Genomic DNA, 17528 nt, shown 5'->3' on the forward strand with positions numbered 1-17528 from the left:
TATTGGATATCTTTGCGATCTGTGTTAACAAAAATTCTATGGGAAGAAAAAGTTTGAAAGAAATAAGGCAGAAAGAGATCATTTCTGGCTTTTACCAAGTGGCAAAAGAGATAGGTCTCGAAAATGCTTCGATAGCGAAGGTGGCCAATCACCTGAATATCAATCCGAGTTTGATCTTGCATTATTTTAAGACAAGAGAAGAGCTGTTGTTTGGCTTGATTTCTTTCATTTTAGAAAGCTATAGCGAGATTTATGCTATAGAATCGGAAGATAACTTAAATCTGGCTAAACTTCAATCGGTGATCGATGTGTTATTCTCTAGGAAATGGGACGAATTGTTTGATGACGGAGTCTTTTTTAGCTGTTATTCAATGATTTATAGAGATGAATCTATAAAAAAGAGTTTCAAAAAACTTCACGATTCCTTAAGGTTAATGTTAGCTGGCGTTCTTGAAAACTACCGCGATGAAGGAATAATTTCAATTGATGATCCGCTCAAAACAGCTGAAAGAATTTTTATCTTGATAGAAGGAGCCTATTACTATTTGGGTATGATAGACGACCTTGAAGAGTACGAGAAAAAAGTAGAAGATTACAAAGCGTTGACCTATCAAATAATCAATATCTCAGTGGAGATTTAAGCAGCTTTCTTCCCATTTTTAATTCTTACAACTGCCCCTAAGGCTATTACCGTCCATACTATATTCACCACAAATGTGGGGTTGTCTTGCAGCTCAATTGCATTGATGACCAAGCATGCCCCACCTATAGCATTCAGTATATGGTAAAGTGACTTTGACCCAGAAAGCACTTTTATGCTCAACAAAAAGTAGGCAACTATAAAAGTGATGGCACCCAACCAGCCTATTAATTCATACACTGTCATTCCGAAGTAAGAAGAGTTCATCTCAATTGGTTCAAATAAATTTCCCGCCTTGCTTGTTAGCAGGCTCAAATCACGTCGCAAAGTTGAACATTTTTGATATACTAATCATTTTCTGAATAGAAAACAGTGACGTTGATTAAAGTCTTTGTTTACAAGCGAAAATATAAGCCAAAACAAACCATTTGTAGCGTGAAGAAATAACTTTAATCAACTTCAGAAAAAAAGAACACTCCCAAGTTGAGAGTGCTCTGATTTTAATACACCTGTATAAAATATGAAACTGATTTCTGCTATTTACCAAGAAACAATAGGCCAAGCATCCTTGTCCCAACCGATTTCTCTAATAATCAACTTGGGCTTTCCTTCATCGGCAGCATCGTAAGCATGCGAGATAAAGTAGTCCTTCTCGCCAAATGTGTATGCCGAATTGTGCCCTACGCCGTGCCAATCCTCGTTCCCTTCTATTACAATTGAACCACCTCCTTCATCCAGCCGGACTCCGTCTTTGTCGAGGTAGGGACCGGTAACCGTTTTTGAGCGACCTACTGCTACTTTATAAGTACTTTCTGAACCTTTACAACAATAATCAAAGGAAACAAAAAGGTAATAATAGTTTCCATTTTTGAAGATAAAAGGCGCTTCTACAGCTCCTTCTCCAGGATCCACATCCTGCCTTTTAAAACTTCTTTCCCTCTTGGAAAGGGTGTACCATTCTTCTGGTTGGGCAACCTTGTCCAAGTTTTCATCCAACTTTACCAACTTCATTCCTACCCAAAAAGAGCCAAAACTCATCCAAGGATCTCCTTTTTCATCAAAAACCAAGTTGGGGTCAATCGCATTCCAAAGGTCACGTCCTGGCACTGACTGGATTACTTTGCCATGATCTATCCATTCAAAATCAGGGGACGATGGATCAAGAGTTTTATTTGTTACCAAACCTATACAAGATGTGTTTTTACCAAATGCCGAAATTGAATAATAAAGATAGTACTGACCATTATAATAATGGATATCTGGCGCCCATATATGACCCCTGAAGCCTTTTACAGCATTTTGTGCCCATTGAGGAGGATCTGAGAAGACAGGCTTTTCCCTTTTCCACTCCTCCATATCTTTGGAAGTGTGAACTGAGATTCCCCAGCCTGTGCAAAATAGATAGTAGGTATCGCCTTGCTTGATTATCACCGGGTCGTGAACCATAGTACCATTTTCTTGCGCTTGGCAACTAGCATAGAGGAATGAACCTAAAAAGAAAAGTATGTACAATAAGTTTTTCATCTTCTTTTGATTTGAATTATCAGTCGACCTTCTTTCCCCATACTGGCTTTCCTGAAGAGGTTAACCCTGAATAGGTTATTGTCCTTCTTCGAGGAAGAGCTTCCCAATCCCATGCCTCAAAAACTTGGCATTTAACTCCACCTACCGTAATCGTATTAGAAGCAGCATCAAAAGACCATGTACCTGATAGTTCCCCTTTAACCGATCCGTCGCTTCCTAATGTGACATAACCAGAATTTTGAATGGTTTGGTATTGATACTCCATGGTGATTTGCTCCCATAAGCCAGCCATGTCTGCTTGAGTTAAAGTAGTGTCGGGCACTCCAGCAAATCTTTCTGGGGCAAGCACAGGCCACCCATCTTCCGTCCATTTGATCTCTCGCACATGTCCCATCATTACGGCATTAGAAACATTGATACCGGGGACGCCTTCAGGCAAACGGGCTTGGGATGAATAAAACCATTCTTTGGTATCTGGGTCTTGGAACACGGAGCAGTGGGAAAACCCTACCCAGCCAGTATGGTTCTTGAATGAGTAAGGGTGGGTAAGCATTGGCCAGCATTCTGCTCCACCCGTAACACTTTCACCTGTAATGGTTTCATAGGGACCTAAAATGTTTTTTGAACGTGCTACGCGTGTATTATAAGCGACAGAAAGTTCATCATAAGCGACAAACAAGTAATAATAGCCTGTATTTTCATTATACATAATTTCAGGTCCTTCCATTGCTTGCCATCTATTGGTACTGATATTTCCCCGCCCAGCTATTCGCACTCCATAATCTTCTAATTTTTCTAATTGAAAAGGCTTGCCAGTAGTTGGATCTAACTCCACCGCTGCAATTCCTGTATGCCACGATCCATAGATCAACCAATGATCGCCTTCAGGTGTGATTGAAACCGTAGGGTCGATTGCGTTAAATTGGAAGTAAGCACTCCAGTCGGAGGTATTACTACGCAAAAAGGTTTCTTTTCCATCTGGTTCTGAGCAAATTACCATCCCCTTATCTTCCCACACATTACTTGCTAAGTCGGTAGATTCGGCCATTCCTATGAAAGCCCGCTCCGTCCAAGAGGTTGCATTAGCTACGATCAGGTCAGTGACTACTATAGAATAATAGAGCCTATATACCTCCCCAAATTTTAAAATATAAGGGGCCCAATACCCATAACTTGGATTTTCGATGGGCTCTAACCCTATTCTAGCTCTTTTGTTGTTCAAAGAATCTTTTACCCAATCAGGTGCTTCTGACAGAGCTGCACCGAGGTACTCCCAGTTTATCAAGTCCTTCGATCTTCTGTAAGGGAAGTGACCGTGTCCTTCGTGAGCATTTCCATAAGAAGCATCGGTTTGGTACATGTAGTAATACTCACCATCTTTCGCTACGGAAGGATCATGCACATTGGCCAAGTTCCATTGCCCCCTGCTGGACCAACTTGCATAAGGAGTATAGTTATCAGAATATGTAGGCCCTGGAAATGTATCTACTGGTTTTTCAACCTCTTCTTCTTCCTCCTCTTTGTCAGGTTGAGGATCATCTTCATTGCTACAGCTTTGAAGAGCTAAGAATAATCCCAAAAGAAATAACCATTGGACTATAAAAAGGTTAACTCTACTTCTTTTCACCTTCATAATTAGTTTAATAAATGGCGTCCATTGACTGGTGTTATATTCTACACTATCAATGACCTTTAGGTATGTTAAAAATGTCTATTTCAATTCAAGAACCACGACAGAAAAAGGAGGTAGCTCAACTGTTACTATACCCTTCTTGTTCTTTGCCCCATCAAACTCCTTGGTCTTGATTTTTTCTGGGGTATCGAATGTATTGTGGTCCTGAAGGTTTTCGGCTGTTAAAATTTCTCCTATTACTTTTTTAAAGTCGGCATCGCTGAGGTCAAGCTCTACTTTGTGGCTCTTTTTAGAATCAATATTCACCAAAGACACATGTGTAACTCCTTCTTTTTCTGAAGCGGAAATAGAAATTGCTGGCAACTCTTCTTCACCAAACTTATACATTGGGCTTTCAAATTCTACTGGAAGCATTTTAGCATCTTGGTGAACCTTGTACATTCTCATTACATGGTAGGTAGGGGTCAAAAGCATTTTTTCTTCATCCGTTAGGATAACCGCCTGCAATACGTTCACTATCTGAGCCAAGTTGGCCATTCTTACCCTATCGCAGTGGTTGTTGAACGTGTTCAAGGTAGTTCCTGCAATCATGGCATCACGCATAGTGTTTTGCTGATAAAGGAAACCAGGGTTGGTTCCTTTTTCTACTTCGTACCATCCACCCCACTCATCCACTACCAAGGCAATTCTCTTGCTAGGATCATACTTATCCATGATAGCCGTGTGCTTTTGCACCAATTCGTCCATTCTCAAAGCAGTCTGCATAGTAGAGAAATACTGTGCTTCATCATACCCCGACGCTGAACCTTTTTTGTTCCATTCTACAAAAGAATATGAGTGCAGGGCAATACCTTCGATTATGTGATGAGGAACCTGTTTCATCAACGTTTCAGTCCAATGATAATCATCAACATTTGCCCCTGAAGCAATCCTGAACAAGCCATCACTATTGGTCCAGTCCGTCATAAATGTGCTGTACTTGCGCAATTCATCCGCATAATATTCAGGTCTCATATTTCCGCCACAGCCCCACATTTCATTTCCAACACCCCAATACTTCACGCCCCAAGCTTCTTCTTGTCCATTTTTTTTTCTCAAATCGGCCATTGGGCTACCTTCATCATGGTTCACATAATACACCCAATCAATTAGCTCTTGAACTGTACCGCTACCTACATTTCCTGCAAGGTATGGCTCTGCTCCTAACATTTGGCAAAGGTTCAAAAAATCATGTGTCCCAAAGCTATTGTCTTCAGTAACACCGCCCCACCAACGGTTCACGAATGAAGGACGCTGATCTTTTGGCCCTATTCCATCTTTCCAGTGATAGGTATCTGCAAAGCATCCTCCTGGCCATCTTAGGTTTGGTACTTCCAAGTCTTTTAACGCTTCAACCACGTCCAAACGAATACCATTTTTATTAGGAATAGCCTCATTGCCTTCGCCTACATAAATTCCGCCATAGATACAGCGACCGAGGTGTTCGGCAAAATGCCCATAGATATGCTTGTTGATGGTATGTTCTCCTTCACTTACTTTCACCTTTACTTGTACCGCCTCATCGCCTTGGGCAAAAATGGGCGAGCTCATAAAAATGGGACAAGCCAAAAACAATGTAAATACTAGCTTATGCATATTCATAATAATCAATAGTTTAATAGACCTCAACTTTTGGGAGAAGAGGTGATTGTTGATAATAAAAAACAATTTCAGTAGGCGTTTGCCGCCTAGTAAGTTTGCAGAAAACAGAAGTGTTTGAATACAATTTAGCGTTTCTTCACTTTCAATACAGACAGTGAATATGGAGGTAAAGAAAGTGTTACTACCTTGCCTTTTACAGTAAAATCTTTTTCTTCTGGTACAATATTATCTGGGTGCTCAATTGAGTTTTCCACCTCTAGGTTCTCGCTATTCAGCACTATTAGCTTTCCTGCTTTAGCCAGCCTAGCTCCATTTATTTTTACACTTACCGACATCTCGGTTTCCCCCGAGTTCACCACTTTTACTATTACCTCACCAGAGTTTTCATCCACCACAGAAGAAGCATAAATTCCTTCTTGGCCAATGAGGGGCTTACCGTCTTGGAGTACAGAAATCAACTGCGTTCCCTTGTTGGTAGAAAAAAGCTGCTGAACGTGGTAGTTCGGAGTTTTGTACGAGGCCAAATTATTGAACCAAATAAGATCTGGCGTCCATTGCCACCCATCTACATGGGCAAAAAGTGGAGCATAAGAAGTAAGGTAAACTACGTCGGCATTTCTTTCCAAACCTGTCATATATGCCGCTTCCGACATGGCACATTGCCAATTGTTTTTGTTCTTAGGGCTGGCAATTGCCACGCTCTGGCAAGCATATTCTCCTGCAAATATTTTGTAGCTGTCTCGGTCGTAACTGTCGTAGCGATCGGCATTTTCCAAAAACCATTCTGGTGAGTTATAATAGTGCTCATCTACTATTTCAGCATTCATTTTTTTCAATTCCTTTTCAGCATAATCAAACTGCTCGCCAGCTGGGAAAGGACCTGTTCCTGATACAATAATCATTTCAGGATATTTTTCTTTTATAGTCTTGGTAAAAACCTTCAGGCGGTCAAAATAGTCGGGACCCCATTGTTCATTACCAACACCTATGTATTTGAGGTTGAAAGGCTCTGGATGCCCCATATCTGCACGAAGTTTGCCCCACTTCGAACTTACTTCTCCATTGGCGAATTCGATAAGATCAATGGCATCTTGCACATACGGATCGAGCTCGTCGAGAGGAACAAGTTCACCCGTATTAAACTGGCAAGCTATTCCGCAACTCAAAATAGGTAGCGGCTCTGCACCAAAGTCCTCGGCAAGTTGGAAATACTCAAAAAATCCAAGTCCAAATGTTTGGAAATAATCTGGCGTAGGGCGATGGTCAAATTCAGTGTTCCAACGGTTCACGATCATCTCGCGGTCTTCAATATCTCCTACCGTTTTTTTCCACTGGTATCTTTTCTCGAGCGTCCTTCCTTCTACTATGCAGCCACCAGGAAAGCGTAGGAAGCCTGGGTTAAGATCGGCTAAGAGCTGTACAAGGTCTTTTCTCATACCTTTTGGGCGTCCTTTCCATGTATCTTCCGGGAAAAGGGAAACCATGTCGAGGTCAATTTTGCCTGTGCCTTCAAATGTAATCAGCAAATTAGCTTTAAGCTCCGTAGCTGTTGCCACAAAACTTGCCTTGTATTCTTTCCAGCTAGTAGCAGTTGGTTTCACTTCCGTGCCACCCAAAACCTTCCCTGCTTCGTCTACAAATTGGAAAGTGATTTTTGTGATGTCACCAGCAACTTTTCTTGCATTCAGGGTCAAGAGGTACTTTGCGTCTTTTTTGATACCCATTCCCCTGAAGCCTTCATTTATAAGCTTGTATCCTTTGGCATTTTTAATTTCTACTCGGGCAAAATGTTTTTTTACCTCCAGCCCCTCTTTTACTATTGTGGCCATCCCCGATTTCTCGTTCATCGAATGCCGATCACTATTTGGTTGAAGCCAGCCCATAAGTGGATTATCAAACTCAAATGACCTGTTTTTGACCATTTCGGCATAAATTCCGCCATCAGCAGCAAAGTTGATGTCTTCAAAAAAAACACCCCACATAGTTGGTTGGATATCGACCAATGGTTTGCTAGCATCTACCTCAAGCTTCATTGCCTTTTGGGCAAAAGCTGCCGAGACAGAAAAAAATGCTAGGCAAATTGTAAGTACTGTTATTATTTTCTTTTTCATAAGTATCTACTAAAATTTCCACATAGTTATTAGACAAAAAAACAATCAAGGCATTCAGTTCTTTTTTCTTTCCCCAAATGGTAGGTAGTTCTTTTATTATTAAGTTCAGTAAGTATAAATGTGTATTATACAATTAAAATTCCATATATTCCTCTTACTCAAAAAATTTATCTTGTTAATGTTGCTCCTGTATAGTTATAGCCAAGAAGAAGTACACCTCCGTATATTGTTGGCATTGTTGCTGATATCCGACTTATCTAAAGAATCAAATGGTTTGCTATAAGAATAATATGAGTGCAAAAAAGGTCTATACCTATTAAAAGCAGATCACTTGAAAGGAGGTATTTTTAGAATACAAATTGTACTAAAAACACTAGCAAGATGTAAGACACCTACACCTCGCCAGTGTTCTGGATTAGTTAGCTGAATTAGGGCTTATATTAGGGTTAGTGTCAAGATCTTCTTGAGGAATTGGCAAATACTCATGTCCTGGTCTCCAGCTTTCAAAATCTCTATCATGAGCTTTCAACTCTGCAAGTTTTGCATCGTCGTATAACCAGCCCCACCTGATGATATCATGGATTCTGATAGTTTCAACCGAAAACTCAAGCGCTCTTTCGTGACCAAGTTGGCCCCTCATTTCTGCCTGGGTCATACCTGGCTTAACCGTTGCAAGATCGGGGAGATTTGCCCTGTCTCTCACTTGCTGAATAAATGGATATGCTTCTGCAGTACGGTTCAACTCATTAAGTGCTTCTGCGTACATCAAAAGAACATCGGCATATCGAATAATCCTATAATTGATACCTGAGTTTTCTACTCCATTGTTCTCATTCACAAAGCCCTCAATACCATCATGTGTATACTTTCTTGGATAAATTTTATCCTGTGGATTGAACCAAGGACCTCCGTAAGCCAATTCAGAAACACCTGGCTCATAAGAAGCAACGGTAGATAGCAAACGGGGGTCAAGCCCACCGTCTACTGTTGCTTCCTTTTTAAACTCCTCATAAATCCATGGGGTAGGCAAGAAATCTGAATAACCAAACCCTTCCATAGCATATGTATGACCAATAGAGTTGACTTGCTTCCAGTTTGAGTTAGGCTCGCCTCCATAGTTGTAATCAGTTCCACCTACCGTATTAGGATCAGCAAACTGAATTTCGAAAAGCGATTCAGCATTATTCTCATTGAAGGGTTTAAAGTTGTCTCTGTATTCGGGCATCAAGGAATAATTGTACTCAGAGCCATTTATAATTGCGGCAAACTCATCTGCAGCATTTTGCCATTGTTTTCTATACAAATATGCTTTTCCCAACATACCTGCTGCCGCACCTTTGGTTGCTCTACCAATTTGACCTTGGTCAAGACCAGTAACGCTAGCATAATTTACAGGAAGCATGCTTTTAGCAGCTTGAAAATCAGAGATAATTTGTTGCCACAAAACTTCTTCGGTAGCAGTTTCAGGATAGTAGTCACTTTCATCTTGTGGAAGGTCAACCATAACAGGTACCAAATGATAGGTATTAGCAAGGTTGAAATATGCCAGCCCTCTCAAAAAGTGAGCTTGACCTATCAAGCGCTTTTTTATACCCTCATCCATTTCTACACTAGGAGCTTTATGAATCACCTGATTGGCACGAAATACTACTTGGTAATGTGCTTCCCACACCCACCTTACAGGCCCAGAAGTTGGCAAAATGGTAAAATTTGCCACGTTACCTAAATCAGACCAAGGGCTATCACCGGTAAAATCATCCCCTCTTCCATCTGTTAAAGCAGGATACATTCTCATGTATCCGCCATCCGTAATAAACCCTGTATAGATTGCATCAGTAGCAGCTATTACTTGTTCTTCAGCCTGCCAGAATGTTCCAGTAGTCTGCTGATTAGGGTTTGTTATATCAAGCTTATTATCACAGCTGGTCATTACAGACAATGCGGCGAATGTTATTACTATATATTTTAATACCTTCATTTTCATTGAGTTTTTGTCTTAATAAGAATTAAAAGCCTAACTGTACTCCAGCCAACATGGTACGAGGTCTAGGGAAAGAACCTGCGTTAAAACCTGGACTAAATACATCTGCATTAAAGTCAGGGTTATACCCTTTGTATGCTTGGAAAGTGTATAGGTTTTGAACTGTAACATATACTCTAGCCCTATCAATTCCTCGAATAGTACCATCAGGTATTGTGTACCCTAGTGAAATAGTGTTCAACCTTAAATAATCACCTTTTTGTAGCCATCCTGCTCTGTCTGAGTCTCTACCATTGCCATTAGGGTCTCCATTAACCAACCTTGGAATATCGGTATCTGTGTTTTCTGGTGTCCACCTGTTAAGTATGTCTTCATGGCGGTTGATATAATCAGTGGTGAGCATCAAATCCCTGTACAAACGGCTATTGATCAAATAACCCGCTGCACCTGAAGCAAATAAAGAGAAATCGAAGTTTTTGTAACCAGCAGTGATATTGAACCCAAAGTTATATTTTGGCAGACCGCTACCTAGGTACACCCTATCCTCATCATTAATCACCCCATCTCCTGCATCTAGTATACCATCACCATCTGTATCTACTGTCAACTGGTCTTTAAATTTGATATCACCAGGGCTTGTTAAAATATTTTGGAATGCATGGGCATCTACTTCATCTGAAGTTTGGAAGATTCCCTCAGTCTCATACCCAAAGTGGCGTCCTATCTCACCTCCTACTTCTGTTTTAGCTCCTACACCATAAATGGGTTCATTATTTCCACCTAAGGCTAGTACCTCGTTTTTTAAGGTAGAGAAGTTTGCCGATGCACTAAAGTTGAAATCGCCTTTTATTTTTCTATAAGTAGCCATAAACTCAAAACCTTGGTTGCGCATACTACCTGCATTTACAGTTGGCCTAAAGTTTACTGAACCCACAGTAAATGGAATTGGAACACCTACCAATAGATCTTCAGTTTTACTATTATAATACTCAGCTGAGAACTCAACAGCCCCTTCGAAAAGTTGTACATCAGCACCAATGTTTGAAGTTGTTTTCTCCTCCCATTTAATGTTTTCAGAAACTACACTCGTCTGTGTACCACCTATTACTTTCGTTCCATTAAAGTTATAAGGGATGTTGTTGTTAATATATGCTGTATACAAGTAATCTGAAATTTCCTGACCACCTAATACACCATAACTTGCTCTCAATTTAAGATCTGAGATGAATGATGGCATTGAAAGAAAGCTCTCATTTGAAATTCTCCAACCCACAGCAACTGATGGGAAAAAACCATAACGATTACTGGGGGCAAACTTAGAAGAACCGTCTCTCCTCGCAGTAGCCGTAAGCAAGTATTTATCATTATAATTGTAGTTAACCCTCATCAGATACGAAGAAAGAACAGCTTCTGATTTTGAGCCAGAAGCAGCCTTATTGGCACCACTTCCCAATGTAGGGAAATATGGTTTTGTAAGGTCTTCGGTATGGCCAAATGCATCATAAAAACTTACACTTTGGTACATCTGGCCCACTAACGCATCTACCGTATGGTTTCCACTTACAAATTGGTAGTTCAACGTATTTTCAACCAAGGAAGAAGTATAGGTCCGGTTACCCTCATCAAGTTGGGCACTAGCCAAGTTAAAGAAGTAGCCTAAATCAAATGCAGGAATGAAAGAGTAATCATGTGCGATGGTTTTGTCATAACTCAAATTCAACTTATACTTCAAATTATGTTTTTCGCTTTCAACCAATGCATACTCACCCCACCCTGACATCAACGTTCTATCAACTTCTGCATAGCTATCAAACATATTGTTTATACCTATTGCATTAAGAGAAATTGTATTATGGATTTCGGCCTCTGTTCCTCCATATCCACCTTCATTATTCTCATCGTAAATCATTTGAGTAGGAATTGCCTCTACTAAATCAATGATAAGCGGAGGACGGTTTCCTTTCAATACTGTAGAGTTATAGGTAAGCGTGTTTTCGAATGAATGTGTGTAATAAAAATTCTGACCAAAACGGAAACGTCCTTTTTCAGTAGTAGTATTGACTCTACCAGAATAACGGGTGTAGTCAGGACCATTTCCTTCGAAAGTACCTTGGTTGGCAAAGTAATCTAAAGAAATGTTATAAGTAGTGTATTCACTGCCTCCTGTAAGGTTGATGTTGTGATTTTGCCTTGAACCATTTTTGATACCAGCCTCTTGCCAATCAGTATCTACATTGTCAATATAAAACGAAGAGTTAGGGTCATTTCCTGGAATCAAAGTTTGTCCAGCATTTGACCTCACTTCATTTACTATTTCTTGATACTGCTCCCTACCTAACACAGGCATTCTTTGCCACAATTGGTCTACGCCGTAATATCCGTTATACTCAACTTTTAACGGAGCATTTTTCTTGCCTGACTTGGTGGTAATGATAATAACACCGTTCATTGCCCTTGATCCATAAATAGCTGCTGCCGATGCATCTTTCAGTACTTGAATAGACTCAATGTCATTAGGGTTAAAGTCCCTTGGGGAAGTGCCAATTGGCACACCGTCAATCACATAAAGAGGCTGATGGTTTCCAAATGTACCAACACCACGGATCATAACGTTAGGTGCTGCGCCTGGCTGACCATCGTTAGTCACCATTACACCTGCTGTTCTTCCTTGAAGAAGCTGTGACATATCACCCGTAGAATATTTTCTAGTCTCTTCTACATTTACTACGCCTACCGCACCTGTAATATCAGCCTTACGCTGAGTACCATAACCAACTACAACTACTTCTTGCAGTTGAGCCATATCTATCTCCAAAGAAACATTGATAATTGATTGACCATTAACTGGTATTTCTTGAGTAACAAAACCAATGTAACTCATCACTAAAACACCATCGCTAGGCAATGAAATAGAAAACTTGCCATCAATATCGGTAGTGGTGCCCGATGCAGTTCCCTTTACCATAATACTGACACCAGGCAACGGTTCACCATCTTCTTCAGAAGTTACTGTACCGTTCACTACCATATCTTGAAGAGCTATTACTTCCATTTCTTCTTCCTCTTCCTCCACCGATATGATATGATGGTCTTTCACCAAAATAGAGTTATTTACCCTTTTAAAAGATAACCCGCTTTCTTTTGAGATAGACCTTAGTACATCGCCAAGTGAAGCATTTTCAAACGAAAAAGTAAAAACACCTACTTGGTCAACTACGTCTTTCTTATAAGAGAAACGAAAGCTCGTCACCTTTTCTATATTGTTAAAAACCTTGGTTATTTTTGCATCTTTAACTTTGCAGTCCAGATAAATCTCGTCGATGCTTTTTTGGGCAGAACTCTCCCCAGCGATCAACATGCCGCAGAGAAAGGCTTGAATGACAATACCTAATGATACGTACTTCGTCATCATAAAAACTTTGAGTAAAACTTCCTTTTTTTTCATATTTTTGAATTAAGGGTTAAAAAAGTAATCCTAGTCCTAAGCTTTTCGAGTGGTTTGCCGACCTATGAAAGCTAGGATATCAGCCCAGTGGCTTGTTGGTAGCAAGCAACTGGGTTTTTTGTTAGTATTTTAGTTAATGAGTATTGTGTGTTCGGAATGAATTGATAGATAAAAGCCTACCAAATCAATACTTCTTTACTAGAAGGTTTGTATGTATATTCAATACTTAATGCATATTTCAAATTCTCAAGCACATTCTCTAAAGATTCATTCTCATAATGCCCTTTAAAACCTTTCCCTAAATCTACCTGCCTTTTAAGAATCACTTTCACTCCGTACCACTTCTCTATCTGCCTTTTTATTTCAGCAAAGTCATGCGTATCAAAAAGTAATATATTGTCTTTCCATGCTAGGAGATCGGCATCATATTCTTGCAAAACAAGGCTATCCGCATCTAACACCATTTGACCTTTGGTTAGGAAAACCGCCTCTTCAACCTCCCTTCCTTGTGTTTTTCCAACTTTCACTTTGCCTTCTACTACCACAACCGAGCGGTCAGGCTGATCTTTGTATGCGCTCACGTTAAACGAAGTACCCAAAACCGTTACATCAAAGCCTTCTGTGCGGATCACGAAAGGTTTTGAAGAGTCTTTAGCCACATCAAAAAATGCCTCGCCTTCAAGCCGAATCTCTCTCTTATCCACCCCAAATTCTTCCGACACAAAAAGAGTGCTGCCCGAATTCAGTTTTATGGAGGTGCCGTCTGGTAGAGTAATCAACTTTTTCTCGCCCAACCCAGCATGCTTTTCAATAAATTTTGTCTCCAGGCCGACCGAGGCTATGGGGGTATCGTTACCTGAGCTGAAATAATTGGTAGAGGCAAAAATTGCCAATAACCCAAAGGCCACAACCAATACTGCCGCTACGGCTATTTTATAAAAATGTGAGACCGGTAGGGAAATATACTTGCCCTCTTTGGCCTGTGGCTTCCCTTCAAAGAAAAAAATGTCGTCGCCATCACCCATCTCGTGAATCTTCCCCAAGGTTTTCTCCCAACGCCTTTCAGCGGCATGGTTATCTTTTTGCTGATGAACACTCTCGGCAGTCCAATAATTTTTGAGGGTCTCAAAAAACTTTTGGTTTGCCTTGTCAGCTTTCAGCCACGAGTCGAGCACCGCCCTTTCGTCGTCATTTGCTTCTCCCTGCAATACTTTTCCTATGATTAATTCTATGTCCATCTAGTACAAAATTTGACAGAACTATGTATTTCCAATCAAGATTCGCTACTCAGCAAAACCTTACTCTTCTCAGCGGGTAACCCCTGTTTTAATAAGCCCTGTGATTATAAGAGTCCCAATTCAAAAAACACCACTATGCTATTGGAGAAAAAAATCAAGATAATTTTCAAACATTGTGAATACAACAACCAAAACCACTTTTACATCATGATTATTTTTTTGTTCTTCATCGGAAAGGTAAGGTTCGAGCGAATGGCGAATATGCTTTAGGGCTTTCACCATCTGGTTTTCTACCGTGTTTTTAGAAATTCCGAGCACATCGGCTACACCTTGGTATTTCATTCCACTGTACTTTGCCAGCATAAATACTTCCTTGCACTGCGCAGGAAGTTCATTTACAGCCGAATCTATCTTTGCCCTAAGCTCTTTGTTGGTAAGCTCTTCGAGCGGGTTAGCACCACTTTCAGCAAATTGGTTGGGCAAATCGGAAATATCTAGCCTAATAAGGTCTTTTCCTGATTCTTTTTTGAGGTACTTGAGAGAGGAATTGCGAACCGAGGTAAAAAGATAGGCGGGAAGGTTTTCTATTTTCAACAGGTTCTTACGACCAACCCATAGTTGGGCAAAAACATCAGACACAATTTCATCGACCAACATTGGACTTGACACATATCTTCCTGCAAACTCGCCCAAAGAACCAACATAATTATCAAATAGGCTTTTGAATGCAAGATGATCGTCCCCATTTGCAATCCGTAAGACAAGTTGCTTCCAATCTTCAGTCATTTTCATACCGTGCCTTAATAGTCGCTGTTAAAAATATACAAAAAACGGTGACATAAAACAACCTTTTGAGGCTCACATCTAGATACCTTAATATATAACAGCTATTCCTTTTATTTAAAACCAAAAAAACTACCTCTGCACAAAACCAGAGCTTTCCCTTTTTACTAACCTTAACTTTTACATTTTAATATTCCTGCAAAAATATTTACAATTGTACTAATTACATTTTTAAAAACATATCAGCGACCGTTAAACCTCTAAAAAATCATCAAAAACTTAAAATAAACAGCCAATTGGCATACTATCAAGGTCTTTACAGAAAAGTTAGCACGGAATTTAACCCATAAAGTTTATTCAAATGAGCCAATAGGAAAGCTTTAAAATTTAACCAGTTGCTCAATTTTTTCTCCTTTAAACACTTGTCCTTTTCTCCAAATCCGCCGACCTTACAATTGAGTTCCTTCAATTCTCCGCTTGTAGGTATGGAAAGTATTTTTTAAACTTAGAGACAGTTTTGAAATTGGAACAATACCCTTGTCGATATCTAGGAGTCATTCCCCATTTTTTTGCAAAAACGTTTATTACCGCATTCAAAAAACATATGAAAATGAGCAGAATAAAAACATTAGAAGATTATACGGTAGCCTACAGAAAAAGTGTAGAAAACCCTGAAAGCTTTTGGGAAGCCGAAGCTGAAGAATTTGTTTGGAAAAAGAAATGGAACAAAGTGTTGGAATGGGATTTTAAAGACTACCAAGCTAAGTGGTTTCAAGGTGGGCAGTTAAATATTACCGAGAATTGTCTCGATAGACATTTGGAAACTAGAGGAGATAAAACAGCCATCATTTGGCAACCCAACGATCCAAAAGAGCCCCATAAAACATTTACGTATAAAGAAGTACACACCGAAGTGTGCAAAATGGCGAATGTACTGAAAGAGAATGGAGTAAAAAAAGGCGATAGGGTTTGTTTGTACATGCAAATGGTACCCGAATTGGCTTTTTCCGTACTTGCCTGTGCAAGAATAGGTGCTATACATTCGGTGATTTTTGCTGGTTTTTCAGCCCATGCCCTCGCAAGCAGAATTCAAGATGCCGATGCAAAAGTGGTAATAACAGCAGACACGGCTTATCGTGGGGCAAAGCAAATACCCCTAAAAACAGTAGTAGATGAGGCATTGGAAGAATGCCCTAATTTGGGAAAATGCTTGGTACTCCGCAGAACGGGCGAGGAAATCCCCATGAAAGAAGAGAGAGATGTTTGGCTTAACGAAGCCCTAGAAAAAGCTTCAACAGAATGCGAAGCCGAGGTGATGGATAGCGAAGACCCTTTGTTTATCCTTTATACTTCAGGATCGACCGGCAAGCCAAAAGGAGTAGTCCACACCTGTGGAGGTTATATGATCTATACCAAGTATTCTTTCGAAAATGTATTTCAATACGAAGAAGACGATATCTATTGGTGCACCGCTGATATTGGCTGGATTACGGGGCATTCATACATAGTGTACGGTCCGTTGCTGAGCGGGGCTACTACACTAATGTTTGAAGGCGTGCCTACTTGGCCCGATGCTGGCCGCTTCTGGAAAATAGTCCAAAAATTCAATGTAAATATCTTCTATACAGCCCCCACAGCAATTAGAGCTTTGCAAGCACACGGTCTGGAGTATGTAGAAGCATACGACCTAAGCTCACTCAAAGTACTCGGCACAGTAGGAGAACCTATCAACTCAGAAGCCTGGCACTGGTACCATGAACATGTAGGCAAAAGAACATGTCCGATAGTAGATACTTGGTGGCAAACTGAAACCGGAGGTATTATGATTTCCCCTTTGGCGGGAATTACCCCAACCAAACCTACTTATGCCACTTTACCTCTTCCCGGTATCCAACCCGTATTGCTAGATGCCGAGGGGAAGGAAATTGAAGGGAAAGGCGTGGAAGGAAACTTGTGTATAAAACACCCATGGCCTTCCATATTAAGGACTACTTGGGGCGACCACGAAAGATGTAAGCAAACCTATTTCTCCACTTACCAAGGATATTATTTTACAGGAGATGGCTGTAGAAGAGATGAGGATGGCTATTACCGCATACTTGGTAGAGTAGATGATGTAATCAATGTCAGTGGGCATCGGATGGGAACTGCCGAGGTGGAAAATGCACTCAACCTCCATCCGGGTGTGATAGAATCAGCTGTGGTTGGTTACCCCCATAACATCAAGGGGCAAGGTATTTATGCATATGTTATTTGCGACTCGCAAGCCTTAGATGAAACAAGTATGGACGATCTGAAAAAAGACATATTGGCTGTTGTGGTAAAAGAAATAGGACCGATAGCCCGGCCAGATAAAATACAGATAGTAAGAGGTTTGCCCAAAACCCGATCGGGAAAAATTATGAGAAGGATCTTAAGAAAAGTAGCCGAGGGAGACACGTCTAATTTAGGGGATACATCGACTCTACTTGACCCTACCGTGGTCGAAAGCATTAAAGAAGGAGCGATTAAATTAAAGTAAAACACCTTCGA

The 17528-nt window shown here is 40.4% G+C and carries 11 protein-coding genes; 2 read left to right on the forward strand and 9 right to left on the reverse strand.

The features are described 5' to 3' along the window. Nucleotides 1-38 precede the first annotated feature (38 nt). A complete protein-coding gene (locus tag R9C00_24680; GenBank protein ID WPO34895.1) occupies nt 39-641 on the forward strand; it encodes a TetR family transcriptional regulator in 603 nt (200 codons plus the stop codon). On the opposite strand, the gene R9C00_24685 is transcribed toward R9C00_24680, so the two are convergent. From R9C00_24685 to R9C00_24725, 9 genes are all read right to left on the reverse strand, one after another. Further along, nucleotides 638-955, reverse strand: a complete 318-nt coding sequence (locus R9C00_24685; protein WPO34896.1) for a hypothetical protein — start codon at nt 953-955, stop codon at nt 638-640. The two genes, R9C00_24680 and R9C00_24685, sit on opposite strands and share 4 nt — an antisense overlap. Nucleotides 956-1180: 225 nt before the next feature. Then, the gene (locus tag R9C00_24690; protein WPO34897.1) at nt 1181-2164 is read right to left on the reverse strand and encodes an arabinan endo-1,5-alpha-L-arabinosidase; all 984 of its coding nucleotides are present in this window, start codon (nt 2162-2164) and stop codon (nt 1181-1183) included. 19 nt (nt 2165-2183) lie between these two features. Then, complete coding sequence (locus tag R9C00_24695; protein ID WPO34898.1) at nt 2184-3797, reverse strand: arabinan endo-1,5-alpha-L-arabinosidase; 1614 nt, start codon at nt 3795-3797, stop codon at nt 2184-2186. A 78-nt stretch (nt 3798-3875) separates the two neighbouring features. Beyond that, nucleotides 3876-5432, reverse strand: a complete 1557-nt coding sequence (locus R9C00_24700) for an alpha-N-arabinofuranosidase (protein WPO38792.1) — start codon at nt 5430-5432, stop codon at nt 3876-3878. A gap of 131 nt (nt 5433-5563) precedes the next feature. Beyond that, a complete protein-coding gene (locus tag R9C00_24705; protein ID WPO34899.1) occupies nt 5564-7549 on the reverse strand; it encodes an alpha-L-arabinofuranosidase C-terminal domain-containing protein in 1986 nt (661 codons plus the stop codon). A gap of 415 nt (nt 7550-7964) precedes the next feature. Next, complete coding sequence (locus R9C00_24710; GenBank protein WPO34900.1) at nt 7965-9527, reverse strand: RagB/SusD family nutrient uptake outer membrane protein; 1563 nt, start codon at nt 9525-9527, stop codon at nt 7965-7967. A gap of 28 nt (nt 9528-9555) precedes the next feature. Beyond that, nucleotides 9556-12975: a TonB-dependent receptor gene (locus R9C00_24715; GenBank protein WPO34901.1), complete on the reverse strand. Its 3420-nt coding sequence runs from the start codon at nt 12973-12975 to the stop codon at nt 9556-9558. Between the two features lie 176 nt (nt 12976-13151). Continuing rightward, on the reverse strand, nt 13152-14213 hold the full coding sequence (locus tag R9C00_24720; protein ID WPO34902.1) for a FecR domain-containing protein: 1062 nt from the start codon (nt 14211-14213) through the stop codon (nt 13152-13154). A 138-nt stretch (nt 14214-14351) separates the two neighbouring features. Continuing rightward, nucleotides 14352-15005: an RNA polymerase sigma-70 factor gene (locus R9C00_24725; GenBank protein WPO34903.1), complete on the reverse strand. Its 654-nt coding sequence runs from the start codon at nt 15003-15005 to the stop codon at nt 14352-14354. A gap of 595 nt (nt 15006-15600) precedes the next feature. Between R9C00_24725 and acs the strand changes: the two genes are divergently transcribed. Then, nucleotides 15601-17517, forward strand: a complete 1917-nt coding sequence (gene acs / locus R9C00_24730) for an acetate--CoA ligase (protein WPO34904.1) — start codon at nt 15601-15603, stop codon at nt 17515-17517. The last annotated feature ends 11 nt before the right edge of the window (nt 17518-17528 follow it).

Source organism: Flammeovirgaceae bacterium SG7u.111 (assembly GCA_034044135.1).
Taxonomy (GTDB): domain Bacteria; phylum Bacteroidota; class Bacteroidia; order Cytophagales; family Flammeovirgaceae.

Excerpts from the sequence above, each read along its gene's own strand:
- R9C00_24680 (WPO34895.1), top strand. The coding sequence starts at position 39 with ATGGGAAGAAAAAGTTTGAAAGAAATAAGGCAGAAAGAGATCATTTCT.
- R9C00_24690 (WPO34897.1), bottom strand. The coding sequence starts at position 2,164 with ATGAAAAACTTATTGTACATACTTTTCTTTTTAGGTTCATTCCTCTAT.
- R9C00_24695 (WPO34898.1), bottom strand. The coding sequence starts at position 3,797 with ATGAAGGTGAAAAGAAGTAGAGTTAACCTTTTTATAGTCCAATGGTTA.
- R9C00_24700 (WPO38792.1), bottom strand. The coding sequence starts at position 5,432 with ATGCATAAGCTAGTATTTACATTGTTTTTGGCTTGTCCCATTTTTATG.
- R9C00_24705 (WPO34899.1), bottom strand. The coding sequence starts at position 7,549 with ATGAAAAAGAAAATAATAACAGTACTTACAATTTGCCTAGCATTTTTT.
- R9C00_24710 (WPO34900.1), bottom strand. The coding sequence starts at position 9,527 with ATGAAGGTATTAAAATATATAGTAATAACATTCGCCGCATTGTCTGTA.
- R9C00_24715 (WPO34901.1), bottom strand. The coding sequence starts at position 12,975 with ATGAAAAAAAAGGAAGTTTTACTCAAAGTTTTTATGATGACGAAGTAC.
- R9C00_24720 (WPO34902.1), bottom strand. The coding sequence starts at position 14,213 with ATGGACATAGAATTAATCATAGGAAAAGTATTGCAGGGAGAAGCAAAT.
- R9C00_24725 (WPO34903.1), bottom strand. The coding sequence starts at position 15,005 with ATGAAAATGACTGAAGATTGGAAGCAACTTGTCTTACGGATTGCAAAT.
- acs (WPO34904.1), top strand. The coding sequence starts at position 15,601 with ATGAAAATGAGCAGAATAAAAACATTAGAAGATTATACGGTAGCCTAC.